General features: G+C 72.0%; 19 protein-coding genes and 1 pseudogene. 8 read left to right on the forward strand and 12 right to left on the reverse strand.

Features of this window, described 5'->3' with window-relative positions:
- Nucleotides 1–25: 25 nt before the first annotated feature.
- A complete protein-coding gene (locus NMN56_RS39845; protein WP_274047170.1) occupies nt 26–2,269 on the forward strand; it encodes an FtsX-like permease family protein in 2,244 nt (747 codons plus the stop codon).
- A gap of 112 nt (nt 2,270–2,381) precedes the next feature.
- On the opposite strand, the gene NMN56_RS39850 is transcribed toward NMN56_RS39845, so the two are convergent.
- Nucleotides 2,382–3,593, reverse strand: coding sequence for a pyridoxal phosphate-dependent aminotransferase (locus NMN56_RS39850; RefSeq protein WP_274047169.1), 1,212 nt, complete (start codon nt 3,591–3,593; stop codon nt 2,382–2,384).
- Between the two features lie 92 nt (nt 3,594–3,685).
- Here NMN56_RS39850 and NMN56_RS39855 point away from each other — a divergent pair, with 92 nt between their 5' ends.
- Nucleotides 3,686–4,357, forward strand: a complete 672-nt coding sequence (locus NMN56_RS39855; RefSeq protein ID WP_274047168.1) for a winged helix-turn-helix transcriptional regulator — start codon at nt 3,686–3,688, stop codon at nt 4,355–4,357.
- Here NMN56_RS39855 and NMN56_RS39860 read toward each other — a convergent pair.
- The 6 genes and pseudogenes from NMN56_RS39860 to deoC all read right to left on the reverse strand — a co-directional run bounded on the left by NMN56_RS39860 (nt 4,311) and on the right by deoC (nt 9,418).
- Nucleotides 4,311–4,547, reverse strand: a complete 237-nt coding sequence (locus NMN56_RS39860) for a DUF397 domain-containing protein (RefSeq protein WP_274047167.1) — start codon at nt 4,545–4,547, stop codon at nt 4,311–4,313. The two genes, NMN56_RS39855 and NMN56_RS39860, sit on opposite strands and share 47 nt — an antisense overlap.
- Before the next feature lie 12 nt (nt 4,548–4,559).
- Complete coding sequence (locus NMN56_RS39865) at nt 4,560–5,204, reverse strand: DUF5753 domain-containing protein (RefSeq protein ID WP_280842937.1); 645 nt, start codon at nt 5,202–5,204, stop codon at nt 4,560–4,562.
- A 30-nt stretch (nt 5,205–5,234) separates the two neighbouring features.
- Nucleotides 5,235–5,438 (reverse strand): annotated as a pseudogene (locus tag NMN56_RS39870) (helix-turn-helix domain-containing protein); the annotation flags it as partial.
- 671 nt (nt 5,439–6,109) lie between these two features.
- The gene (locus tag NMN56_RS39875) at nt 6,110–6,994 is read right to left on the reverse strand and encodes an aldehyde dehydrogenase family protein (RefSeq protein WP_274047164.1); all 885 of its coding nucleotides are present in this window, start codon (nt 6,992–6,994) and stop codon (nt 6,110–6,112) included.
- Entirely contained in the window at nt 6,981–8,453 is a 1,473-nt protein-coding gene (locus NMN56_RS39880; RefSeq protein ID WP_274047162.1) for an aldehyde dehydrogenase family protein, read from the reverse strand. The genes NMN56_RS39875 and NMN56_RS39880 overlap by 14 nt, the downstream gene beginning before the upstream one ends.
- 8 nt (nt 8,454–8,461) lie before the next feature.
- Nucleotides 8,462–9,418, reverse strand: a complete 957-nt coding sequence (deoC, locus tag NMN56_RS39885) for a deoxyribose-phosphate aldolase (protein WP_274047204.1) — start codon at nt 9,416–9,418, stop codon at nt 8,462–8,464.
- A gap of 578 nt (nt 9,419–9,996) precedes the next feature.
- On the opposite strand from deoC, the gene NMN56_RS39890 reads away from it, so the two are divergent.
- From NMN56_RS39890 to NMN56_RS39905, 4 genes are all read left to right on the forward strand, one after another.
- A complete protein-coding gene (locus NMN56_RS39890) occupies nt 9,997–10,476 on the forward strand; it encodes a hypothetical protein (RefSeq protein WP_274047160.1) in 480 nt (159 codons plus the stop codon).
- Nucleotides 10,477–10,541: 65 nt separating this feature from the next.
- Entirely contained in the window at nt 10,542–10,973 is a 432-nt protein-coding gene (locus NMN56_RS39895; RefSeq protein WP_274047159.1) for a protein-tyrosine phosphatase family protein, read from the forward strand.
- 7 nt (nt 10,974–10,980) lie between these two features.
- A complete protein-coding gene (locus NMN56_RS39900; protein ID WP_274047158.1) occupies nt 10,981–12,396 on the forward strand; it encodes a M20/M25/M40 family metallo-hydrolase in 1,416 nt (471 codons plus the stop codon).
- A gap of 115 nt (nt 12,397–12,511) precedes the next feature.
- Nucleotides 12,512–13,201 carry a PH domain-containing protein gene (locus NMN56_RS39905; RefSeq protein ID WP_274047157.1) on the forward strand — a complete coding sequence of 230 codons (690 nt, stop codon included), beginning with the start codon at nt 12,512–12,514 and terminating at the stop codon, nt 13,199–13,201.
- Between the two features lie 147 nt (nt 13,202–13,348).
- Here NMN56_RS39905 and NMN56_RS39910 read toward each other — a convergent pair whose 3' ends face one another.
- Together NMN56_RS39910 and NMN56_RS39915 are read right to left on the reverse strand one after the other, a co-directional pair.
- Nucleotides 13,349–14,278: a ribokinase gene (locus NMN56_RS39910; RefSeq protein ID WP_274047155.1), complete on the reverse strand. Its 930-nt coding sequence runs from the start codon at nt 14,276–14,278 to the stop codon at nt 13,349–13,351.
- Nucleotides 14,275–15,345 (reverse strand): LacI family DNA-binding transcriptional regulator, encoded by a 1,071-nt coding sequence (locus NMN56_RS39915; protein ID WP_274047154.1) that lies wholly within the window; start codon nt 15,343–15,345, stop codon nt 14,275–14,277. The genes NMN56_RS39910 and NMN56_RS39915 overlap by 4 nt, the downstream gene beginning before the upstream one ends.
- A 278-nt stretch (nt 15,346–15,623) precedes the next feature.
- Between NMN56_RS39915 and uriH the strand changes: the two genes are divergently transcribed.
- Both uriH and uriT read left to right on the forward strand, forming a co-directional pair.
- Nucleotides 15,624–16,571 (forward strand): uridine-preferring nucleoside hydrolase UriH, encoded by a 948-nt coding sequence (gene uriH / locus NMN56_RS39920; protein ID WP_274047153.1) that lies wholly within the window; start codon nt 15,624–15,626, stop codon nt 16,569–16,571.
- Entirely contained in the window at nt 16,568–18,022 is a 1,455-nt protein-coding gene (gene uriT / locus NMN56_RS39925) for a uridine transporter UriT (RefSeq protein WP_274047152.1), read from the forward strand. The genes uriH and uriT overlap by 4 nt, the downstream gene beginning before the upstream one ends.
- A gap of 50 nt (nt 18,023–18,072) precedes the next feature.
- On the opposite strand, the gene NMN56_RS39930 is transcribed toward uriT, so the two are convergent.
- The 3 genes from NMN56_RS39930 to NMN56_RS39940 all read right to left on the reverse strand — a co-directional run bounded on the left by NMN56_RS39930 (nt 18,073) and on the right by NMN56_RS39940 (nt 21,740).
- A complete protein-coding gene (locus NMN56_RS39930; protein WP_347178850.1) occupies nt 18,073–18,966 on the reverse strand; it encodes an arylamine N-acetyltransferase family protein in 894 nt (297 codons plus the stop codon).
- A 49-nt stretch (nt 18,967–19,015) separates the two neighbouring features.
- Nucleotides 19,016–20,674 (reverse strand): phospho-sugar mutase, encoded by a 1,659-nt coding sequence (locus NMN56_RS39935; RefSeq protein WP_274047202.1) that lies wholly within the window; start codon nt 20,672–20,674, stop codon nt 19,016–19,018.
- 244 nt (nt 20,675–20,918) lie between these two features.
- Complete coding sequence (locus tag NMN56_RS39940; protein ID WP_274047151.1) at nt 20,919–21,740, reverse strand: purine-nucleoside phosphorylase; 822 nt, start codon at nt 21,738–21,740, stop codon at nt 20,919–20,921.
- Nucleotides 21,741–22,118 lie beyond the last annotated feature (378 nt).

Genomic DNA, 22,118 nt, shown 5'->3' on the forward strand with positions numbered 1-22,118 from the left:
CGCACCCTCTGCCGAAGGTCCGCCGATGCTCCGCACCGCCCTGCGCTCGCTGCGCGCGCACGCTGTCCGTTTCGCCCTGTCGGGGTTCGCCGTGGTGCTGGGTGTCGCCTTCGTCTCCGGCGCGCTGCTGTACGGGGAGTCCGTGAAGGCGGCCTCGGCGCGGGTGAGCGCCGACACCCAGCCGGACGTCTCTGCCGTGGTCGCCCCCGGCCCGACCGACCCCGGGAAGGAGCCCCCGCGGCTCGACTCCCGGCTGCGCGACCGGCTCCTGAAGGTGCCAGGTGTCGCCTCGGTACGCGGCGTGGTGGAGGGCAGCGCGTTCGTCGTGGGCCGCGACGGGCGGCTCGTCGGCTCCCTCGCTGACAGCGCCGGGGTCAACTACCAGGCGGACCAAGGCGGTCGGGACGCCCGCTATCCGCTCACCTCCGGACGCGCGCCGCGCGGTGCGGGCGAGGTCGCCTTCGACCGCGACACCGCGCGGCACGCCGGATACGGGCCGGGCGACAAGGTGCGCGTGGTCGTGCGCGGCGAGACGCGGAACGTACGCCTCGTCGGAGTCTTCACCGCGCGCGACAGCAGGATCGCGGCCGGCGGCACCCTCACCGCCTTCGACACCTCCACCGCGCTCGGCGCACTGGGCGAGGGCCACGGCTACACCCAACTCGCGCTCACCGCCGGGCCCGGCGTCTCCGAGCAGGAGGTGCGGGACAGCGTCCAGGAGGTGCTGCCGTCAGGGCTGAGCGCCGCCACCCGGAGCGAGGCGCTGGAGAGCGACGGCGGAGGCGCGAACGGGGACAAGATCAGCGGTCTGCTGCTCAGCTTCGCCTCCGTCGTGCTGCTGGTGTCGGTCTTCCTGGTCGCCAACACGTTCACCATGCTCAGCGCCGCCGGCGCCCGCGAGCACGCGCTGCTGCGGGTGGTCGGCGCGACGCGTACGTATGTGCAGCGGCTGGTGCTCACCCAGGCCGTCCTGGTGGGCGCCGTCGCCTCGGTGGTCGGCTACGCCGCGGGCGTCGGGGTCGGCGCCGTGCTGAAGAGCGCCTTCCCCGTGATCACGCAGGCGTCCTCCTCCGCCGGCTCAGGCGGGGCCCCGCTGCCGCTCTTCTCGCCCGCAGCCGCCACGGCCGCGCTCGCCGTCGGTATCGGGATCACCGCGCTCGCCGCCTGGCTCCCGGCACGCCGCGCCGCGCGGATCTCCCCCATGGCCGCGCTCAGGACGGGCGAGCCGCCCCAGCCAGCCGCACTGCGCCGCCGCACAGCCACCGGGTACGCCGTCACCCTCGCCGGGGCACTGGGTGCGCCGGCCGCCTCGGACAGCGGCGACCTGGGCCTCGTGACATGTACGGGTGGCGTGCTGCTGGTGGGCCTTGTGCTGCTCGCGCCCCGGTACGCCGTCCTGCTGGCCGGGCTGCTGCGCGCGCCGCTGCGCCGCCTGGCCGGGGTACGGGGCACGCTCGCCGCGGAGAACGCGCGGCGCAACCCCCGCCGTACGGCGGCCACGGCGTCCGCGCTGATGACCGGGCTCATGCTGATCAGCGCCGCCACCGTCGGCGTCACCTCGCTCAGCCACATGGCAGAACGGGACGCGGCCCGCGAGGCCACCTCCGATCTGCGCGTCAGCGCCGTCGACTTCGCCGAGATGAGCACCGGCACGGCGGCCCGCATCGCGCGCCTCCCCGACGTGGCGTCCGTACGCACCGAACCGGGGCCGGCCGTCCAGGAGAGGGAGAAGACCCCGCCGACCGCCGTCCTCGTGAACGCCGAGGAGGGCCGTACGGAGGCGCTGCGCCGGCGGATCGTCCACACGCTCGACAACCCGGCGCTCCTCGTACAGGACCGGGGCGAACTGGCCGCCGAGGCGACCCGCCCCTACACACCGTTCCTGAACCTCACCTACGCGCTGCTCAGCGTGAGCGTGTTCATCGGCGTCCTCGGCGTCGTCAACACCATGGCCATGTCCGTACGTGAACGCGTCCGCGAGATCGGTCTGTTGCGCGTCATCGGCCTCGACCGCCGGGGCACGGCGGCCATGGTCCGGCTGGAGGCGGTACTGATCTCGCTGCTGGGCGCCGTAATGGGAGTCCTCTCTGGTTCGGCCCTCGGCGCGGTCGCCGTGCTGGGCCAGGAAGGCGCGGAACTCACCGTCCCCTGGGGCCGCCTCGCCCTCTTCCTCGCCGCGGCAGCGGCCCTCGGAGTCCTCGCCGCGACCCTCCCGGCCCGCCAGGCAGCCCGCGTACCGGTGCTGCGGGCGGTGGGAGACGCCGGCTGAAGCGCGCGGGAGACCTCGCGACCGGGATCCGGGACCCCGGGGCCCAGAGGCCCTGACAACCGGAACGGGGGAGCCGGAACAGGGGGAGCCGGAACAGGGGAGGAGAGGGGCCCTACTGCCGATAGCCGTCCAGGAAGCGGCCGATGCGGGAGATGGCGGCGTCCAGGTCGTCGGCGCGGGGGAGGGTGAGGATGCGGAAGTGGTCGGTGGAGGGCCAGTTGAAGCCGGTGCCCTGGACGACCTGGATCTTCTCGCGCAGGAGCAGGTCGAGGACGAAGCGTTCGTCGTCGTGGATCTTGTGGACGGCGGGGTCGAGGCGCGGAAAGGCGTACAGGGCGCCCTTGGGCTTGACGCAGGAGACACCCGGGATCTCGTTCAGCTTCTCCCACGCCTTGTCGCGCTGCTCGTGCAGCCTGCCGCCCGGCAGGACGAGCTCCTGGATGGACTGGCGTCCGCCGAGCGCGGCCTGAATGGCGTACTGGGCCGGCGCGTTGGGACAGAGCCGCATCGAGGCGAGCATGGCCAGCCCCTCCAGATAGCTCTTCGCGTGCTGCTGGGGGCCCGAGACCAGCAGCCAGCCGCTGCGGAAGCCCGCGACGCGGTACGCCTTGGACAGACCGCTGAAGGTGAGGACCACGAGGTCGGGCGCGAGGGCTCCGACGTGGTGGTGCTCGGCACCGTCGTAGAGGATCTTGTCGTAGATCTCGTCGGAGAAGACCATCAGCCCGTTACGGCGCGCGAGGTCGAGGATGCCCTCCAGGATCTCGCGCGGATAGACGGCGCCCGTGGGGTTGTTGGGGCTGATGATGACGACGGCCTTGGTACGGGAGGTGATCTTCGCGGCCATGTCGTCCAGGTCGGGCAGCCAGTCGGACTGCTCGTCGCAGATGTAGTGCACGGCCTTGCCGCCCGCCATGGTCGTCACGGCCGTCCACAGGGGGAAGTCCGGTGCCGGGATGAGGATTTCGTCGCCGTCCTCGACCAGGGCCTGTACGGACATGGAGACCAGCTCGGAGACGCCGTTGCCGAGGAAGATGTCGTCGACGTCGGCCTCGGGGAAACCGCGCTCCTGATAGTGCTGCGCGACGGCCCTGCGCGCCGGGAGGATGCCGCGCGACTCGGTGTATCCGTGCGCCTGGGGGAGCATGCGGACCATGTCCTGAAGGATCTCCTCCGGGGCCTCGAAACCGAACAGCGCCGGGTTCCCCGTGTTCAGCCGCAGCACGCTGTGGCCCGCCTCCTCCAGCGCGTCGGCCTGCTCGATCACCGGGCCCCTGATCTCGTAGCAGACCTCGCTGAGCTTGTTCGACTGCCGGAACTCCATGCTCTCCCGCCCTCCTGGTATCCCCTGTGTGCCTGCTTGGTTCTACCAAGTACTGACTTGGAAAGTCCAACTCTTTGTCTAGACTGGCTCCCATGCCGAGCCGCTCACGCCGCAGTTACGACCAGTTCTGTGCCATAGCCCGCGCCCTCGACTCCGTGGGGGACCGCTGGACCCTGCTCATCGTCCGCGAACTCCTCGCAGGACCGCGCCGCTACACCGACCTGCACGCCGACCTGCCCGGCGTGAGCACCGATGTGCTCGCCTCGCGGCTCAAGCACATGGAGGGCGAGGGCCTGGCCGAGCGCCGCCGCCAGGCACGCCCCGGTGCGGGACACGTCTACGAGCTGACCGCGCGCGGCCGTGAACTGCTGCCCGTACTGAGTGCGTTGTCGGACTTCGGCGCCCCCGCGCTGGGCAAGCCGCGCCCCACCGACGCGGTACGCGCCCACTGGTGGGCCGTCCCGCTGCGCACGGCGCTGGAGGCGGCACTCGCCGACATGGTGGGCTCCCCGCCCGGAGAGCCGGGCGGTGTCGTGGATGTGCGCCTGCCCGAGGGCGCCTTTCATGTGCGGCTCGGCGAGCAGGGCCCGCCCTGGGGCGAGGGCGCCGCACCGCAAAGGGCGGACGCGGGGCTGGAGTTGGACTCCGAAGCGTGCGCCCGCCTCGCGGAGGGTTCGGCGACGCTGGCCGACGCGATCCGCGCGGGTTCCGTACGGGTCACGGGCGAGGGGCCCGTGGCTGAGGCGCTGCGCCCGGCAGGGTGAACGCCGGGTCGCCGGACTTGAGCCGGTCCAGGAGGCGTGCGTACACGGCGGGCCGTGCGCAGAGCACGGCGCAGGGCAGGTCGCTCTCGCGGAGAAGGATCACGCCGTGGCCACCGGTGGCGAGTTCGACGCAGTCGCCGTTCGGGTCGTTGGTGCTGAAGCTCGACTTCTGCCAGGTGAGATCCAGCATGTCTCCCTCTCCCTACAGGATGTAGAGCAGGTGCTGCACAAGGCGGTACGAGCTGTCGTCGTGCAGCTCTTCGGGGTCGAGGGGATCGAGCGCGACGAGGCTGAGTCTGTTGAACGTTCTGGTGTACTCGCGCACCTGATCGGGAGAGGAGACGAACGCCGAGGTCACAGGCTGTTCCACATGGACGGTGCGCAGAGAGGGCGCCTTGCCGTCCATCAGGCTGAAGGGCGCTCCCGGGGTCGAGGGGGGCATCTCGGAGCGGAACGGCAGCAACTGGATGGTGAACTGCGGCAGTTGGGAGACCTCCACGAGGTATTCGAGCTGGGCGCGGCGGATCTTGCGGCTCACGAAGTGCATGTGGAAGGCCGCCTCATGGATCACCGCGTGATAGCGCGGTGTCGGCTCGTCGAACAGCACCTGCTGGCGGCGCAGCCTGAACTCGGTGAAGCGCATGCCGTCTTCGACCGAGACCGCCGGATCGCTGTTGTCGAAGAGGGCGGCGACGTAGTCACGGGTCTGGAGCAGTCCGGGCACGTACATCCACTGGAAGGAACGATGCGCCGTAGCGGACGCCTCAAGCTCCGCCAGGTCCCGCAGCCGGTCCTGGGTGAGATCCCGGTACTCCGTCCACCAGCCGCGCCCCGAGGACGCGGCCATCTCGACCAGTGCATCGACGAGGGTGCTATCGGTACAACCGTAGAAGTCCAGCAGGGCCCGAATCCGACGTTCGGAGCACGCGGTGCGGCCCGCTTCGATATGGCTGAGGTGGGGCTTGTGGAGACCCGCGTGACGACAGGCATCCTCCCTGTTCACCCCGCTGGCCTCGCGGAGGCGGCGCAGCTCCTGTCCAAGTCTCTTCTGTCGTTGGCTTGGATTCGCTCGTAGTCCCATGAATCAACTTCCCACACAGGGGCCCGTGTTGTGTCCATGGGTTCTCAGGTGAATCACTCAATGGTGTGATGCGGATGTTGTGGGTTGTATCGGTATAACGCCCGCTCCACCTTCAAGCGGAGGCACCGGGACCGCGAGGCCGTCACCAACGCCGTGGTGGCCTCCAGCCACAGCCTCACCCCCGCACCGATCGGCTTCCGCGCCGGCTGGACCGAGGACGGCGCCCTCCATGTCCTCGTACAGGATCTGGCCCCCGGCGCCCCTGAAGAAACGTGCCTGCCCGATATGGACCGGACCGGGACCGGACGGACCCGGCCCAGGACTGGTCGGAACCCGACCCGGACCGGGCGGAACCGGACCCGGCGGACGCTGGTCCGGCGGACACGGGTCCGGGTGACACCGGTCCGGTCGCGGCGGGCGCAGACCGTGCCGGGCCGGGCCCGACCCCGACCCCGGCCTCGGCCCCGGGCTCGGGGCCGAGGCCGAAGGGGGCAGCGGATTGCTGCTGATCATCCGGGAGGCCACCGACTGGGGCGTGTGCCGGCACGGGGGCCGGGCCGACGCCGGGGTGCCACCAACCCGCCTCGCTCCGTCTTACTCCGCGAGGTGGTCGAAGGCGCCTGCCTTCGCGCCGGCCAGGAACGCGGTAGCCGCGGGCCCCGGAGGACGGGTCAGGTGCCGATGGGGTGCCAGACCGTCTTGGTCTCCAGGAAGGACAGGAGGCGGGACGTGCCCGGGTCGGCGGTCCAGGGGGTGTGGGGGTCGGTGTCCGTGGTGGGGCGCAGGACGCGTTTGAGATTGTCCGCCGCTGCCACCTCCAGCTCCGTCGCCAACTCCGGGGCGGCGCCCGCCAGATCGATCGCGTTCACGTCCTGGTGCGCCGCGAGGGGGCGGGCCAGCTCGGCCGTGTTGCCGGAGAGGATGTTGACGACGCCGGGCGGGAGGTCGGACGTGGCGAGGACCTCGGCCAGGGACAGGGCGGGGAGCGGGGCCTCGTGCGAGGCCACGAGGATCGCCGTGTTGCCCGTGACGATCGCGGGGGCCAGTACGGAGACGAGGCCGAGCAGCGAGGAGCGCTGGGGGGCCAACAGGGCGACCACGCCGGTCGGTTCGGGGGTGGAGAGGTTGAAGAAGGGGCCGGCGACGGGGTTGGCGCCGCCCGCGACCTGGGTGACCTTGTCGGCCCAGCCCGCGTACCACACCCACCGGTCGATCGCGGCGTCCGTGCGTGCCAGCGCCTTGTTACGGGACACGCCCTCGGCCGCGGCGACCTCGGTGGCGAACTGGTCGCGCCGCCCCTCCAGCATCTCCGCGATCCGGTAGAGGATCTGGCCCCTGTTGTAGGCCGTGGCCCCCGACCAGCCGCCGAACGCCTTGCGCGCCGCGGCGACCGCGTCCCGCGCGTCCTTGCGTGAGGCGAGCGGCGCGTTGGCCAGCCACGTGCTGCGGGAGTCGGTCACGTCGTACACCCTGCCGCTCTCGGACCGGGGGAACTTGCCCCCGACGTACAGCTTGTAGGTCTTCAGGACGGGGAGCCGTGGCTCAGGCGTGCTCAAGGTAAGCCTCCAGACCGTGCCGTCCGCCCTCGCGGCCGAAGCCGGACTCCTTGTAGCCGCCGAAGGGCGAGGCGGGGTCGAACTTGTTGAACGTATTGGCCCAGACGACGCCGGCCCGCAGCTGGTTGGCCATCTTCAGGATGCGCGAACCCTTCTCCGTCCAGATTCCGGCCGAGAGTCCGTAGGGGGTGTTGTTGGCCTTGGCGACGGCCTCTTCCTGCGTACGGAAGGTGAGCACGGACAGCACGGGGCCGAAGACCTCTTCGCGGGCGATACGGTGCGCCTGCGTGACGCCGGTGAAGAGGGTCGGTGCGAACCAGTAGCCGTCGGACGGCAGTTCGCACGCGGGGGACCAGCGCTCGGCGCCCTCCGCCTCGCCCGCCGCGGCCAGCTCGGTGATACGGGCGAGCTGCTCGGCCGAGTTGATGGCGCCGACGTCCGTGTTCTTGTCGAGCGGGTCACCGACGCGCAGCGTCGTCAGGCGCCGCTTGAGCGCGTCGAGCACCTCGTCGTGCACGGACTCCTGCACGAGCAGCCGGGAGCCGGCGCAGCACACCTGGCCCTGGTTGAAGAAGATGCCGTTGACGATGCCCTCGATCGCCTGGTCGAGCGGGGCGTCCTCGAAGACGATGTTGGCGCCCTTGCCGCCGAGTTCGAGGGTGAGCCGCTTGTCCGTGCCGGCGACCGTACGGGCGATCTCCTTGCCGACGGCGGTGGAACCCGTGAACGCGACCTTGTCGACGCCGGGGTGGCCCACGAGCGAGGCGCCCGTCGAGCCGTCGCCCGTGACGATGTTGACGACGCCCCTCGGCAGCCCCGCCTGCCGGCAGATGTCGGCGAAGAACAGCGCGGAGAGCGGCGTCGTCTCGGCCGGCTTCAGCACGACCGTGTTGCCGGTCGCCAGCGCCGGTGCGATCTTCCAGGCGAGCATCATCAGCGGGAAGTTCCACGGGATGACCTGCGCCGCCACGCCCAGCGGCTGCGGCGCGGCACCGAACCCGGCGTACGCGAGCTTGTCCGCCCACCCCGCGTAGTAGAAGAAGTGCGCGGCCACGAGCGGCAGATCGGCGTCGCGGGTCTCGCGGATCGGCTTGCCGTTGTCCAGCGTCTCCAGCACCGCCAGCTCCCGCGAGCGCTCCTGGACGATACGCGCGATGCGGAAGAGGTACTTCGCGCGCTCGGCTCCCGGCAGCGCTGACCACGGCCCGAACGCCTTACGGGCCGCCTTCACCGCGCGGTCCACGTCCTCGGCTTCCGCCTGGGTGTACTCGGCGAGCACCTCCTCGGTCGCGGGCGACACCGTCTTGCGCAGCCCTCCGGCGGCGCTGTCGGTGAACTCCCCGTCGATGAAGAGGCCGTACGACGGCGCGATGTCGACGACCGCGCGCGACTCGGGCGCGGGTGCGTACGCGAACGCCGCCGGCTTCGCCGTTTCCGTCTGCTGTGTCAGTTCCGTCATCGGAAACCTCAGTCCACCGTCACGTAGTCGGGGCCGGAGTAACGGCCGGTCGAGAGCTTCTGGCGCTGCATCAGCAGGTCGTTGAGCAGGCTGGAGGCCCCGAACCTGAACCAGTCCCGGCTGAGCCAGTCCTCACCCACTGTCTCGTTCACCATCACCAGGTACTTGATGGCGTCCTTCGCCGTGCGGATACCGCCTGCGGGCTTCACCCCGACCTGGCGGCCCGTCGCCGCGCGGAAGTCGCGTACCGCCTCCAGCATGAGCAGCGTGCCGGGGGGCGTGGCGTTGACGGTGACCTTGCCGGTCGAGGTCTTGATGAAGTCGGCGCCGGCGGACATCGCCAGCCAGGAGGCGCGGCGGATGTTGTCGTAGGTGGCCAGCTCGCCGTTCTCGAAGATCACCTTGAGGTGCGCTTCCTCCCCGTCCGGGCGTGCGCACTCCGCCTTGACCTGCTGGATCTCCTCGAAGACCTGGAGGTAGCGGCCGGACAGGAACGCGCCTCTGTCGATCACCATGTCGATCTCGTCGGCCCCCGCGGCCACCGCGTCCCTGGTGTCGGCCAGCTTGACCGCCATCGCGGCCCGGCCGGAGGGGAACGCCGTGGCGACGGACGCCACCTTGATCTCCGGGGCGCCGTTCGCCACCAGCGCCTCCTTGGCCGTGGCGGCCATGTCGGAGTAGACGCAGATGGCCGCGACCTTGGGCGTCGAACGGTCGGTGGGGTCCGGGTTGGCGCCCTTCGCGCACAGCGCGCGCACCTTGCCGGGCGTGTCAGCGCCCTCAAGGGTGGTCAGGTCGATCATCGAGATCGCCAGATCCAGCGCGTACGCCTTCGCTGTCGTCTTGATCGAACGGGTCCCGAGCGCCGCGGCCCGGGCCTCAAGCCCGACCGCGTCGACTCCAGGGAGCCCGTGCAACTGGCGGCGGAGGGCGGCATCGGACGAGGTGTCCGCATCGGTAGGCATGGTCACCACAGCACCATATCTACGCGCGTAGCCGTGTGTCACCCCTTCAGTTCCTCCGACGGGACGGCACGGAGTGTGTCCTGGCGGGCCTTCGTGCGGGTGGGTGCCTCTTGTGTGGGGCGGGCCCTTCGTTCGAGGCGGGCCTTTCGTGCGAGGCGGGGCTCTCTGTGGGAGGCGGGGGGTGCCTCTTGTGTGGGGCGGGCCCCTCGTGCGGGGGCGGGCCTCTTCGTTCGAGGCGGGCCCGGACGCCGCGCGGGCCGGGGGTGCGGTTTCTTGCGGGCCCGGGGCCCGGGGATGCGGGGCCGGTTTCGCGGGAGCCCTGTGCGTCACCACCGGGGCCCTTCGTGGGACCGCTCCACGCGGCATCCGTACGCCGGTACCGACCGCCTTCACTGCTCGGGATTCCGCCGTCAGCCGCCAACTCCCGCTTTGGGGGCCCGAGTTCGGGGGCATCGTATGCGTACACCCCTCGCACTCCCCCCCTTTGCGCCGCCCGCGGTTCAGACACGCGCGGCGCGCGGCGACCCCTTCGTGTCTGCCGCCTCCCCTCCCGTACGACGCGACAGAAAGGGCCGAACATGTCGGTCTTCGTGTGCTCATTGATCCTCAGCGAACGTCAGGTCTTCCCGGCCGACGGGGGCTACCACGTGGTGCGGTTCCCGTTCGGGGGCGGTGAGTCGTACGACGAGCACGGCATGCATCAGGTGCTTCAGCCGGACGGGCACCGGGTGGAGAACTGGCGCACCGACGGCCGGGCGAGCCTGATCTGGCCCTCGGCGGACGGCTGGGGCGCTGTGACGGCGATGATCCAGTGGGAGGCCGGCGGTTACACCGAGTTGCGCGACCAGTTCGTACGCGACCCGCTCGGGCTGACCGACCGGCCCAACGACACCACGGCGACCGATCACCGGACCCCGAGTCCCGGTATGCAGTGCTTCACCAAGCACCACGAGCTGTTCGTGCACCCGCACGTGCCGTTGGCCGTCCGCGTGGGGCAGAACGCCGGCAGATCCCGCGCCCTGGTGCACGCGCAGTTCAAGCTCGCCATCCACACCTGACCGCCTGGCCACGCGGGTTCCGGCCAACTGGCGCGGGCGCGGTACGTCGCGATTACGCTCGCCGCATGAGTGCGACATGGGATCAGCAGGCCCCCGGTGTACTGCGGCTGCCTTCCGGGCGGCTGGTGCGCGGGCGCGGGGTCAGGTATCCGGTACCGGACGGGCCCAAGCCCGCGTTCGGCGTATACCTGTTGGGGCGCATGCCGCCGGAAGTGACATGGGAGAAGCGATGGGTGCGGTGGCCGGACTTCTGGTTGCCGTCGGACCGCGAGGTGTTGGCCGAGACGCTGCAGGAGGCGTGGGCGCGGGCCGCGGCGGAACGTGTCGAGTTCGCGTGCGGGGGAGGGCACGGGCGTACGGGTACGGCGCTGGCATGCCTCGCGGTGGTCGACGGTGTGCCGCGCGGAGAAGCGGTGGCGTACGTCCGCGAGCACTACAACCGGCGTGCCGTCGAGACGCCCTGGCAGCGGCGCTTCGTCGGCCGGTTCCGGGCGTGAGCCGGCCATGACCGAGTCCTGGCCCGACGCCGCCGCGGGCGGGTCGTCGCGTGAGCCCGGGACGCGTGACCCCTCGCGTGCGCCCGCGACACGCGAGCCCGGAACGCGTGAGCCCGCGACGGGCGGGCCCTGGCGTGAGCCCGATACGCACTCCGGTGAGGGCTCCGTGGCCGAGTCCGTGACCGCGCTGGCCCAGGAGCTGGTGCGGGCGCCGAGCAGGGGCGGGGTCGACGACTACGGGCCCGTACTGGGCGTTCTGGAACGGTGGTTGACGCGACGCCGCCTCGCGCACCGCAGGCTGCGGGACGGTGGGGGCGCGACGGTGGGCCTCGTCGTGGAGGTACCGGGAGGCGAACCGGGACCGTGGTGGGTGCTGGACGCGTGCGTGGACACGGCGGGTTTCGGGGACGAGGCGGCGTGGTCGTTCGCGCCGACGTGCGGAAACGTGGTGAACGGCTGGCTGCGCGGCCGGGGCGCTGCCGACTCCAAGCTGGCAGCCGCCGCGTTCTGCCACCTGGCCGCCGAACTCCTGCCGCGCGCGCGGGACCTGCGGGGCGGGCTCGCCGTACTGCTGGACGTGGACGAGCACACGGGTGCCTTCGGCGGTGCCCGCGCCTATCTTGCCGACCCCCTCGCCGCGCGGCCCGCGGGCGTGATGATCGGTTACCCGGGCCTCAACGAGGTCGTGGTCGGCGGCCGGGGCCTGTGGCGTGCCACGCTCACGGTGTACGCCACCTCGGGTCACTCCGGCTCCTCCGGCACCTCGCTCGGAGCTGTCTCGCGCGCCGCGCACCTCGTACGGCTGCTCGACGCTGCGGAGCTGCCTGTGGTGGATCCTTCGGCGGCGGGTGGCGGTTCCGGGAGTGACGGGGGTGACGACGGTGACGGGGGCGCCTGGGCCGGAAAGGGGGCTCCGGGCGGCGGCGCCCCGGGCGGCGGTGGGTTCCCGCTGCCGCCGAAGCTGACGGTGACCGCCGTGCACGGGGGCGAGGGCTTCTCCGTGACGCCGGACCGGTGCGAGCTGAACGTCGATGTGCGGACGACTCCCTCCTTCGGCGCCTACGAGGCCGAGGCGCTGGTGCGGGGCGCCGTCGCCGGACTCGAAGCGGAGCTGCCAGGGCCGCGGGCCACCCGGATCACCCCTGCCGCGGCCTGGCCACCCTTCCGGCTGAGGCCGGACGAGCAGCCCGCAGCCGCGCTGCTGGGCGCCGCCCGGGGCATGGGCGTCGCCGTACGCGCGAAGGTGGCGGGGCCCTCGAACATCGGCAACCTCCTCGCGGGCGAGGGCATCCCCGCCACTGCGGGCTTCGGGGTCCGTTATGAGGGGCTGCACGGCGTCGACGAGCGGGCCAGGATCGACGACCTGCCCCAGGTCTACGCCGTATACCGCAGCGCTCTGCTGGACCTGCTCGGAGCCACCTGACGACGGCCCCGCGGCTGTGCGGCCCTCCTTGTCCGTGCCGCTCGCCCGCCCCGCCCGGCGCATCGATGCCGTACCGCAATGTCCGTCATCCGGACGGTCCGGCACAATCGGTCGCATGACGAGCGAGGAGAAGAGCGGGAGCGACGGTGCTGGTGGGGCGGGAGGCGAGGAGTTCGCCGACCGGGCGTTCCGGTCGCCGGCCGGGATGGCGGGAGGCGTGCTGCTGCTCGCGCTCGGTGTCTGGCTCGGCACCGACGCGGTGATCGGCGGCGACGGCCACACCCCATGGTTCGCGCTCGCGGGGCTGCTGTTCGCCGCGCCACTCGTGGTCGGGTTCACGCTGCGGCCCGCCGTCTTCGCTAGCGAGCGGCGCATGAAGGTCCGTAACCCGTTCCGCACGATCGAGATGCCCTGGGGCACGGTCGAGACGGTGCGTGCGAGTTACTCCAGCGAGGTCGTGGCGGACGGCTCGAAGTACCAGCTCTGGGCCATCCCCGTCTCGCTGCGCGACCGCAAGAAGGCCACCCGGCACAACGAACGCGTCGCCGCGGGCAAGCCCCCGGCGCCCGGGGTCGGCCAGCTCTTCGGCGGTCGGCGCCTGCCGAACGTCACGCCGGGGGAGGCGGAGCTGACCGAGAAGCGGGCCAGCTCCGATCAGGCGATCGACGAGATCCGCGAACTGGTCGAGACGCACGGGCAGAAGGAGAGCGCCCAGGGCAGCGTCTCCGTGCACTGGGCGTTCGAGATCCTCGGCCCCGCGGTCGCGGGAGCGGTCGCTCTGATCGTGCTGTTCGCCACGCGCTAGTCGCGTTCCGCGTGTGAGCGCGCTGTGTGGGCGTTGCGTGTGTGGTGCGTGCCCCGCCGTGTGTGTGGTGCTTTGCGGGCTGCGGGTCGGCTGTGGCTTGCCGCGCAGTTCCCCGCGCCCCTTCGGGGCGCCTCCCCCAACAACCAGCTAGCCCGCGTGCCGGCTGAGCAGTGCCTCTACCTCGTCGCGGTGGGCCAGGGACGGTTGGGCGCCTGCGCGGGTGGTGCTGACCGCGGCTGCTGCTGAGGCCCAGCGGGCGGCGTGCTCAAGGGGGTGGCCTTCGGCCAGGGCTACGGCCAGGGCGCCGCAGAAGGAGTCGCCGGCTGCCGTGGTGTCCACGGGGTGTACGGGGAAGGCCGGGATGTGGAGGGCCGCCGTGCGCGCGCCTTCGAGGAGGAGCACGCCGTCTCCGCCGAGGGTGACGACGACGGCGCCCGCGCCGCCGCCCGCGCCGCCGGGGCCCATGAGCTTGCGGGCAGCGGCCGTGACCTCGTCGAGGGTCTCGGGCACGGAGGTGCCGGTGAGCGTGGCGAGTTCGGTGCGGTTGGGGACGAGCAGGTCCACGCGGGGCGGGAGTTGGCTGCCCGCCGCTGCCGGTGCCGGGTTGTGCAGGACGAGGCCGCCGGAGAGGCGCGCGGCCTCGTGGTTGGCCTCGTCGGGTACCTCCTGCTGGAGGACGGTGACCCGCGCTTCGCGCAGCAGGCCGGCCGCTTCGGAGCAGTCGGCGGCCGAGAGCAGCGCGTTGGCGCCGGGGCTGACGATGATGCTGTTCTCGCCCGACGGGTTGACCGCGATCAGCGCGCGACCCGTAGGCGCTCCGGGCGTACGGCGGATGTGGGTGGTGTCAACGCCCTGGTCGCGCGCTGCCCCCAGCATCACGTCGGCCGCGTCGTCGTCCCCCACGCGGCCGACGAACGCGGCGTGCCCGCCGAGCCGGGCGGCGGCGACGGCCTGGTTCGCGCCCTTGCCGCCCGGGTGCTGGGCGATGTCCCCGCCGAGCACCGTCTCGCCGGGCACCGGGTGGTGCGGAACGGACGTGACGAGATCGAGATTGAGGCTTCCGACGACTGCGATCACTGCACTGCTGCCTTCTGTGTGGACGGTGGCGAGTTGGGGTCAGGCGAGGTGGAGGCGCGTACCACCAGCTCGGGGGCGAGCCGCAAGGTGCGCTGCGGGGCCGTCGCCGGGTCGGCACCCGTGAGGCGCCGGTCCAGCAATCTGGCCGCCTCGGCGGCCAGTTCGGACACGGGCTGGCGGACGGTGGTGACCGCGGGCTCGGCGACGCTCGCCATGGGGATGTCGTCGAAGCCGGTGACGGCGGCCTGGCGCGGTATGCCGATGCCGAGTTGGCGCAGCTGCTGGAGCGCGCCGACGGCGATGAGGTCGTTGCCGCAGACGACGGCGTCGGGGCGGTCCCCGGCCGTGGTCCCCTCGGGCCCCGCCCACAGCCGGCCGACCGCCTCGCGGCCCCATTCCACCGAGAAGTCGCCGAGCTCGATCCGTTCGGCGGCCAGCGGGTCGTGGGCCGTGGCCGTTGCCTCGTAGGCGGCGCGGCGTTCGGCGGCCGACGAGGTGGTGCCGGCGGCGCCGATGAAGCAGAAGCGGCGGCGGCCTGCGGCGGCGAGGTGGTCCAGGACGAGGGCCATGCCCGCGGTGTTGTCGACGGCGACCGAGTCGGCGACACCGGGGCCGCAGCTGCGGTCCAGCAGGACCAGCGGTACGCGTGCCGCGGCAGCGGCGACGGCCTCGGCGCTGCGTTCGGCGTCGACGGGGACGACGAGCAGCGCGTCGACCTGCCGGGCCAGCAGCGACTCGATACGGGAGGCTTCGATCGCCGGGTCGTCGTCGCAGTCGGCCAGGAGCACGGCGCGCGCGTCGGCGTGCAGCGCGTGCGTCAACTCCCGTACGAGCGTGGGGTAGAAGGGGTTCGTTATCTGCGGCAGCACCAGGCCGACGGTGCCGGTCGAGCGGCTGCGCAGGGCGCGGGCCACCTGGTTGGGCCGGTAGCCCAGCTCCTCGGCGGCCCTGCGCACACGGCGGGTGGTCTCGGCGCCGACGGGACGCGTGCCCGCCAGGACGCGCGAGACGGTGGCGACGGAGCAGCCGCAGGCGCGTGCCACGTCGCGCAGCGTGGGTTCGGACACTGGGCGTCACCGTTCCCGTTCTCTCGATCCGGCCGCCGGGAGGGCGAGGGCGGCAAACGTTATCACCGGGAAATCGCCCAGCCCAGAGGCCCTGAAAAGGGTGTGATCCAGACCTCCATTGACATCGTGCCGGGCTGTGCGCAGAGTCTTCGGAGAACGATTTCCCGTCGTGGAAACCGGTACGACACAGCGCGAGCACCGAGCGGTCAGGCGCGCACAGAGTGAACGCGGACAAGCGCGCACAGAGTGAGAGTGAACAGAGCAAAGGGGCTCCACCGTTGACCAGAAAGATCATCCTCGACTGTGACCCGGGCCACGACGACGCGATCGCCATGCTGCTCGCGCACGGCAACCCGGACGTCGAGCTGCTCGCCGTCACCACCGTCGTCGGCAACCAGACGCTGGAGAAGGTCACGCGCAACGCGCTGTCCGTTGCCCGGATAGCCGGCATCACCGGTGTCCCCTTCGCCGCCGGTTCGCCCCGGCCGCTCGTCCGTACGATCGAGACGGCGGCCGACATCCACGGCGAGTCGGGCCTGGACGGGCCCGTACTCCCCGAGCCCGGTCTCGAACTGGACCGGCGGCACGCGGTCGACCTCATCATCGACACCGTCATGGCGCACGAGCCCGGCGAGGTCACGATCGTGCCGACCGCCGGCCTGACGAACATCGCGCTCGCCGTGCGCAAGGAACCCCGTATCGCCTCGCGCGTCCGCGAGGTCGTGCTGATGGGCGGCGGCTACCACCAGGGGAACTGGAGCCCGGTCGCCGAGTTCAACATCGTGATCGACCCCGAGGCAGCGCACATCGTCTTCAACGAGCCCTGGCCCGTCACCATGGTCGGCCTCGACCTCACCCACCAGGCGCTGGCCACCCCCGAGGTGCGCAAGCGGATCGCCGAAGTGGGCACGCGCCCCGCCGTTTTCGTGGGCGAGCTGCTGGACTTCTTCGGCGCGACGTACCTGGAGTCCCAGGGCTTCGCGCACCCGCCCGTCCACGACCCGTGCGCGGTCGCCTACGTCATCGACCCGGACGTGATGACCGTGCGCAAGGCGCCCGTCGACATCGAGCTGCGCGGCGGGCTGACCCTCGGCATGACCGTCACCGACCTGCGCGCGCCGGCGCCGGACGACTGCCACACCCAGGTCGCTGTCGACCTCGACCACCAGCGCTTCTGGAACCTGGTCGTGGACGCGCTGGAGCGGATCGGCGACGTAGCGGAATGAACGCTCCCGCCACCTCGGGCACCGGGGCCGCCGCTGCCCGCCCCGGCGGCCCCGGCCGTCCCGTCCGGGTAGGAGTGCTGCTCGCCGCGCTGCTGACCGCGTGCTTCGCCTTCCAGCTGAACGCGAGCATGCTCAGCCCGGCCCTCAGCAGCATCGAACGGACCCTGGACGCCAGCCCCGCCGAGATCGGGCTCACCCAGACGGCGTTCTTCACCTCGGCCGCGCTCTTCTCGCTCTTCCTGCCGCGACTGGGCGACCTCATCGGCCGCCGCAAGGTGCTGGCCGGGATGCTGGCGCTGATGGCGGTCGGCTGTGTCGTCGCGGCCCTGGCGCAGAGCGTGCCGATGCTGTTCGCCGGCCGCGTCATCCAGGGCGTCTCCGGGCCCACGGTCCCGCTGTGCCTGATCATGCTGCGCGTCGAGGTCACCGAGCCGAAGAAGTACGGCACGCTGCTGGGCGTCATCACCGCCGTCAACGGCGGCATCGCGGGCGTCGACTCCCTCGCGGGCGGCTACCTCGCCGACAACCACGGCTTCGCCTCCGTGTTCTGGGCGATGGGCGGCGTCGCCGCCCTCGGCACCCTGCTGGTCGCCACCCTCACCCCCGAGTCACGTGCCGAAGCCGGCACCACGACCCGCATGGACTGGCCCGGCGTCGCCCTGCTCGTCGTCTCCGTCGGCGCGATGCTGATCGCGCTCAACGAGGCGGGCAAGCTCGGCGCGGCCAACTGGCCGCTCGTCGGCGTGCTCGTCGTCCTGTCCGCCGTCGCCTTCGCGCTGTTCTGGCGTACGCAGGACCGCAGTCCGCACCCCCTGGTCGCCACCCGGCACCTGCGGCAGCGCTCCACCTGGGCGACCCTGCTGACCACGCTGCTCACCATGACCGGCGTCTTCGCCATCATGAACGGGCTGCTCCCCGCCTTCGCACAGGACGCACACGCCGGACTCGGCATGTCGGCCGAGCAGTCGGCCTGGTGGACGCTCACCCCGTACGCGATCGCCGGGCTCGTCATGGGACCGATAGCGGGACGCCTCGCCGCCACCCACGGCTACGGGCGCATCCTGCGCTTCGGCCTGCTCGGCGCCGCCGGCACGGTGGTGCTGATGATGCTCACCCTCGACGGGCACTCCCGGATCATGCTGCTCGCGGCTTCGGTCCTGGTCGGGATCACCTACGCGGGCGTCGGCAACATCGTGCTCAACGGGCTCGGCATCGTCCTGTCACCGCGCGAGAACCCGGGCTTCCTGCCGGGGCTCAACGCGGGCGCCTTCAACCTCGGTTCGGGGCTGAGCTTCGCCGTGATCTATGCCGTGCAGACGGCGGCGAAGCCCGCCGACGCTTCGTCCTCCACCGGGTACACGGCGGGCATGCTCGCGGGCGTGGTCCTGCTGGCCGTCGCGGTGCTGGCGTCCTTCCTCATCCCCAAGCCGGTCGAGGCGGAGGCGGCGTAGACCGGGCTCCGGCCGGCTTCGAAGGACTGGAGGGCTGAGGGCAGAGGCCCTCAGCCCGCCGGTTCGCTCATGCGGGTGACGAGCAACTCCGCTTCCTCGTCGGACAGTTCGATGCCGAAGGTGTCGGAGAGGAGCTTGGGCAGCTCGGCGGGTTCCAGCACGTGCGCCGCCGGTGGCGAGGTGTCCTCCGGCCCGGCGGTCGTCCATGTGAGCGCGTCGAGCTGGTCGACACGGCCGGGCCTCATGCGCTGGATGAAGGGGCGCCGGTTGAAGGGGGAGTGGGCGCCGGTGGCGATGTAGTGGTTGCCCAGTTCGTAGTCCACCGGGTACCGCGGGTCCAGCGTGAAGGTGTGCCGGACCATCCAGCCGCCGTCCTCGCCGGGCTGATGGAGCGCCCACCCCTCGGCGCCCGGCGTGACCTCGCCCTCGCGCAGCAGGAACGGCCACCCCTCGACGGTCACCTCGTTGCCGTCCACCAGCTCGATCGGGGCGAGCGGGCTGGCCCCGAACCCGATGTCGCTCAGCCAGCGGCGGCCGTCCAGCTCCACGAGCAGCACGGCGTGGGTCGCGGGACGGATCGTTCCGGAGCCCATCTGGATACGGGCCGAGAGCGCGGTGAAGCGGAAGCCGAGCCGTTCGAGCGCGGCGGCGTACAGCGTCGCGTGCTCGTAGCAGTAGCCGCCACGGCCCCGGTGCAGCAGCTTGTCCTGGAGCGAGGGCAGGTCCAGCGCGACGGAGCGGTACAGGAAGCTGTCGATCGTGTCCCAGCGCACCGTCAGCACATGCGCGCGGTGGAGCGCGCGCAGCGTCTCCAGGGTGGGGGCGCGGTCGCCCTCGTAGCCCAGGTGCGCCAGGTAGGCGTCGAGATCGAGCTGCTCGCCGTTCCACATCGTCCGCTTCCGTTCCCTCAACCGTGCCGCCACCCCGGACGGCAGCGGCCCCACTCGTTCAGCCTCGCAGGTGGGCGCCGCTGTTCCGGCCGGGGGCCCGGGATCAGAAGCCCGAGGCCACGTACAGGTCGTCCTTGATACGGGCCAGCACCGAGGCCGCCCGTTCGCGCGCCGGCGCCAGGTCGGACACCTCGCCGACGGGCACGACCACCTCCAGATAGCACTTGAGCTTGGGCTCGGTACCGCTGGGCCGTACGATCACGCGCCCGCTGCCCACACCGCTGCCGTCCGGGCCCGACAGGTGGTAGCGCAGCCCGTCGGTCGGCGGCAGCGCCTCCGTGCCCCGCGTCAGGTCCTCGGCGCGCTCGACGGGGAGCCCGCCGAGCGCGGTCGGCGGCTGGGCACGCAGCTTCACCATGGCGTCGGAGATGAGGGACAGGTCCTCGACGCGCACCGAGAGCTGGTCGGTCGCGTGCACGCCGTACTCCACGTCGATGTCGTCGACCAGCTCCGACAGCGTGCGCCCCGCCTGCTTCAGCTCGGCGGCCAGCTCGGCGACGAGCAGCGCCGCCGTGATGCCGTCCTTGTCGCGCACGCCCTCCGGGTCGACGCAGTACCCGAGCGCCTCCTCGTAGCCGTACCGCAGGCCGTCCACGCGGGCCAGCCACTTGAAGCCGGTCAGCGTCTCCTCGTACGGCAGTCCGGCCGCGCGGGCGATACGGGAGAGCAGGGACGAGGAGACGATCGTCGTCGCGAACGTGCCGTGTGCGCGCTTGTGGATCAGATGCGTCGCCAGCAGCGCGCCCACCTGGTCGCCGCGCAGCATCCGCCAGCCCGCCCCGGCCGACGGGTCGGGCACGGCCACCCCGCAGCGGTCGGCGTCGGGGTCGTTGGCGATGACCAGATCAGGCCGCTCCCCGGTCTCTGTGGCGTACGCGTGCGCCGTCGCATAGGCGAGGTCCATCGCGCCGGGCTCCTCCGGGTTGGGGAAGGCCACGGTGGAGAAGTCCGGGTCGGGATCGGCCTGCTGGGGCACCGGCACCGGTGTGGGGAAGCCGGCGCGCTCGAAGGCGAGCCGCGCCGTGCGGGAGCCCACGCCGTGCATGGCGGTATGGACGACCCGCACATCACGCGGCGAGCCCTCCGTGAGCACGGCACCGGTACGCGCGAGATACGCGTTCAGCATCTCCTCGCCCAGCACGTCCCAGCCGGAGCCGGGACGCCGCACCTCGGCGAGCCGGCCCACGTCGGCGATACGGGCCGCGATGTCGGCGTCGGCGGGCGGCACGATCTGGAGGCCGTCGCCGAGGTACACCTTGTAGCCGTTGTCGCGCGGCGGATTGTGACTGGCCGTCACCATGATCCCGGCCTCGGCCCCCAAGTGCCGTACGGCGTACGCGAGAACGGGCGTGGGCAGCGGCTCAGGCAGCAGGGCGGCGCGCAGCCCGGCACCCGCCATCACATCGGCCGTGTCCCGCGCGAAGTCGGCGCTCTTGTGGCGCGCGTCGTAGCCGATGACCACGAGCCGCTCCGCCATCGGACGGTCACTGAGCTGGGCACGTACGTACGAGGCGATCCCGGCGGCGGCCCTGATGACCACCGCGCGGTTCATCCGCATCGGGCCGGCGCCCAGTTCCCCGCGCAGACCGGCCGTGCCGAACTGGAGGGTGCCGGAGAAGCGTTCCCGCAGCTCGTCCGTCTCGCGGGCCTCGATGAGCTGGGCCAGCTCCTCGCGGGTCTCCGCGTCCGGGTCCTCGTCCATCCAGGCCCGCGCCCGTGCGAACAGCGCCTCGTCGGAGCTTCCGGGGGCGCCGGTGCCATGGGGTCGGCCGGAGCCGCTGGGCTCACCGGCCGGTGCGCCTGCCGGGGCTTCTGTCGCCTGATCGGTCAGTTCGTCGCGCACGGTTCCTGTCCTGCCTTTCGCGCTGGAGGGCATACGGCGTGGGGTGGTCACGGCGGGCAGGTCCTGCCGGGACCCGCCCGCCCGGTGCTCTCAGGATCCGTGCTCAGAGCCTGTCGAGCACCTGGGCCAGCAGCGTGCCCATACGGCTGGCCGAGTCCTTGCCCGCCTGAAGAACCTCTTCGTGGTTGAGCGGCTCGCCCGTCATGCCGGCGGCGAGGTTGGTGACGAGCGAGACACCCAGCACCTCGGCGCCCGCCTCCCGCGCGGCGATGGCCTCCAGCACGGTGGACATGCCGACGAGGTCACCACCGATCGCGCGGACGAAACCGATCTCGGCCGGCGTCTCGTAATGCGGGCCGGGGAACTGGATGTAGACGCCCTCCTCCAGCGTCGGGTCGATCTCCTGGCAGAGCGCCCGCAAACGGGGCGAGTAGAGATCGGTGAGGTCGACGAAGTTGGCGCCGGTGATGGGGGATGTGGCGGTGAGATTGATGTGGTCGCTGATGAGAACGGGCTGGCCGGGGCGCATGCCCTCGCGGAGGCCGCCGCATCCGTTCGTCAGGACGATCGTCTTGCACCCCGCGGCGACCGCGGTACGCACGCCGTGCGCGACGGCCGCGACACCGCGGCCCTCGTACGCGTGTGTGCGCCCGAGGAAGACCAGCGCCCGCTTGTCACCGATGCGGTGCGAGCGGATCTTGCCCGCGTGGCCCGCCACGGCGGGCGGCGGGAACCCGGGCAATGCGGTCACCGCGAACTCGTGCTCGGGGACGCCGAGCGCGTCCGCTGCGGGGACCCAGCCCGAGCCCATCACAAGGGCCACGTCGTGGCTGTCCGTTCCGGTCAGCGCGCGCAGCTCGGCGGCTGCCGCCTCGGCGTTGCGGTAAGGGTCGTCGGGGGAGTGCGTCGTGGCAGATGCGTTCACCCGATGAGGGTAGCCCGTCCCTGCCTACGCGCGTAGAAGCCACCCCAAAGTCCGTACGTTCCCACGTCCCGGCACCCCCCTGTACGCCCCCACTTCGTGCCATCACCTCTCCGAGGCGCCCCGTGACCACTCTGTGCGGCGCCTTCGCGGGGGCGCCCCGGAACCACGGTGCGGGGGTCGGAGGGGGTGGGGCCACCCCTCTTCTCCGCCGCCACGGTGGGACGCGGGACGGCGGTGTCCGGCGGTGCCGGGCGGCCGGAGCGGTGGGTCCGGGCACCTCCGGTCACGTGGTGGACGGTAGGCCCATACGTCGAGCACGGCGCGGTGGAGGCTTCCTCGCGGTGCGAATGCGGCTCCCCTGGCCCCGTGGGGCGAGGG

It is taken from the genome of Streptomyces iconiensis, from assembly GCF_028657195.3.
GTDB classification, from domain to species: Bacteria; Actinomycetota; Actinomycetes; order Streptomycetales; family Streptomycetaceae; genus Streptomyces; species Streptomyces iconiensis.

What these genes read in the sequence shown, in the direction of transcription:
- NMN56_RS39860 (WP_274047167.1), bottom strand. Translation starts at nt 4,547, where the DNA reads ATGCTGGATCTCACCTGGCAGAAGTCGAGCTTCAGCACCAACGACCCG.
- NMN56_RS39855 (WP_274047168.1), top strand. Translation starts at nt 3,686, where the DNA reads ATGCCGAGCCGCTCACGCCGCAGTTACGACCAGTTCTGTGCCATAGCC.
- NMN56_RS39900 (WP_274047158.1), top strand. Translation starts at nt 10,981, where the DNA reads ATGACCGAGTCCTGGCCCGACGCCGCCGCGGGCGGGTCGTCGCGTGAG.
- NMN56_RS39935 (WP_274047202.1), bottom strand. Translation starts at nt 20,674, where the DNA reads ATGGACGAGGACCCGGACGCGGAGACCCGCGAGGAGCTGGCCCAGCTC.
- uriT (WP_274047152.1), top strand. Translation starts at nt 16,568, where the DNA reads ATGAACGCTCCCGCCACCTCGGGCACCGGGGCCGCCGCTGCCCGCCCC.
- NMN56_RS39845 (WP_274047170.1), top strand. Translation starts at nt 26, where the DNA reads ATGCTCCGCACCGCCCTGCGCTCGCTGCGCGCGCACGCTGTCCGTTTC.
- NMN56_RS39880 (WP_274047162.1), bottom strand. Translation starts at nt 8,453, where the DNA reads ATGACGGAACTGACACAGCAGACGGAAACGGCGAAGCCGGCGGCGTTC.
- NMN56_RS39865 (WP_280842937.1), bottom strand. Translation starts at nt 5,204, where the DNA reads ATGGCCGCGTCCTCGGGGCGCGGCTGGTGGACGGAGTACCGGGATCTC.
- deoC (WP_274047204.1), bottom strand. Translation starts at nt 9,418, where the DNA reads ATGCCTACCGATGCGGACACCTCGTCCGATGCCGCCCTCCGCCGCCAG.
- NMN56_RS39890 (WP_274047160.1), top strand. Translation starts at nt 9,997, where the DNA reads ATGTCGGTCTTCGTGTGCTCATTGATCCTCAGCGAACGTCAGGTCTTC.
- NMN56_RS39850 (WP_274047169.1), bottom strand. Translation starts at nt 3,593, where the DNA reads ATGGAGTTCCGGCAGTCGAACAAGCTCAGCGAGGTCTGCTACGAGATC.
- NMN56_RS39905 (WP_274047157.1), top strand. Translation starts at nt 12,512, where the DNA reads ATGACGAGCGAGGAGAAGAGCGGGAGCGACGGTGCTGGTGGGGCGGGA.
- NMN56_RS39895 (WP_274047159.1), top strand. Translation starts at nt 10,542, where the DNA reads ATGAGTGCGACATGGGATCAGCAGGCCCCCGGTGTACTGCGGCTGCCT.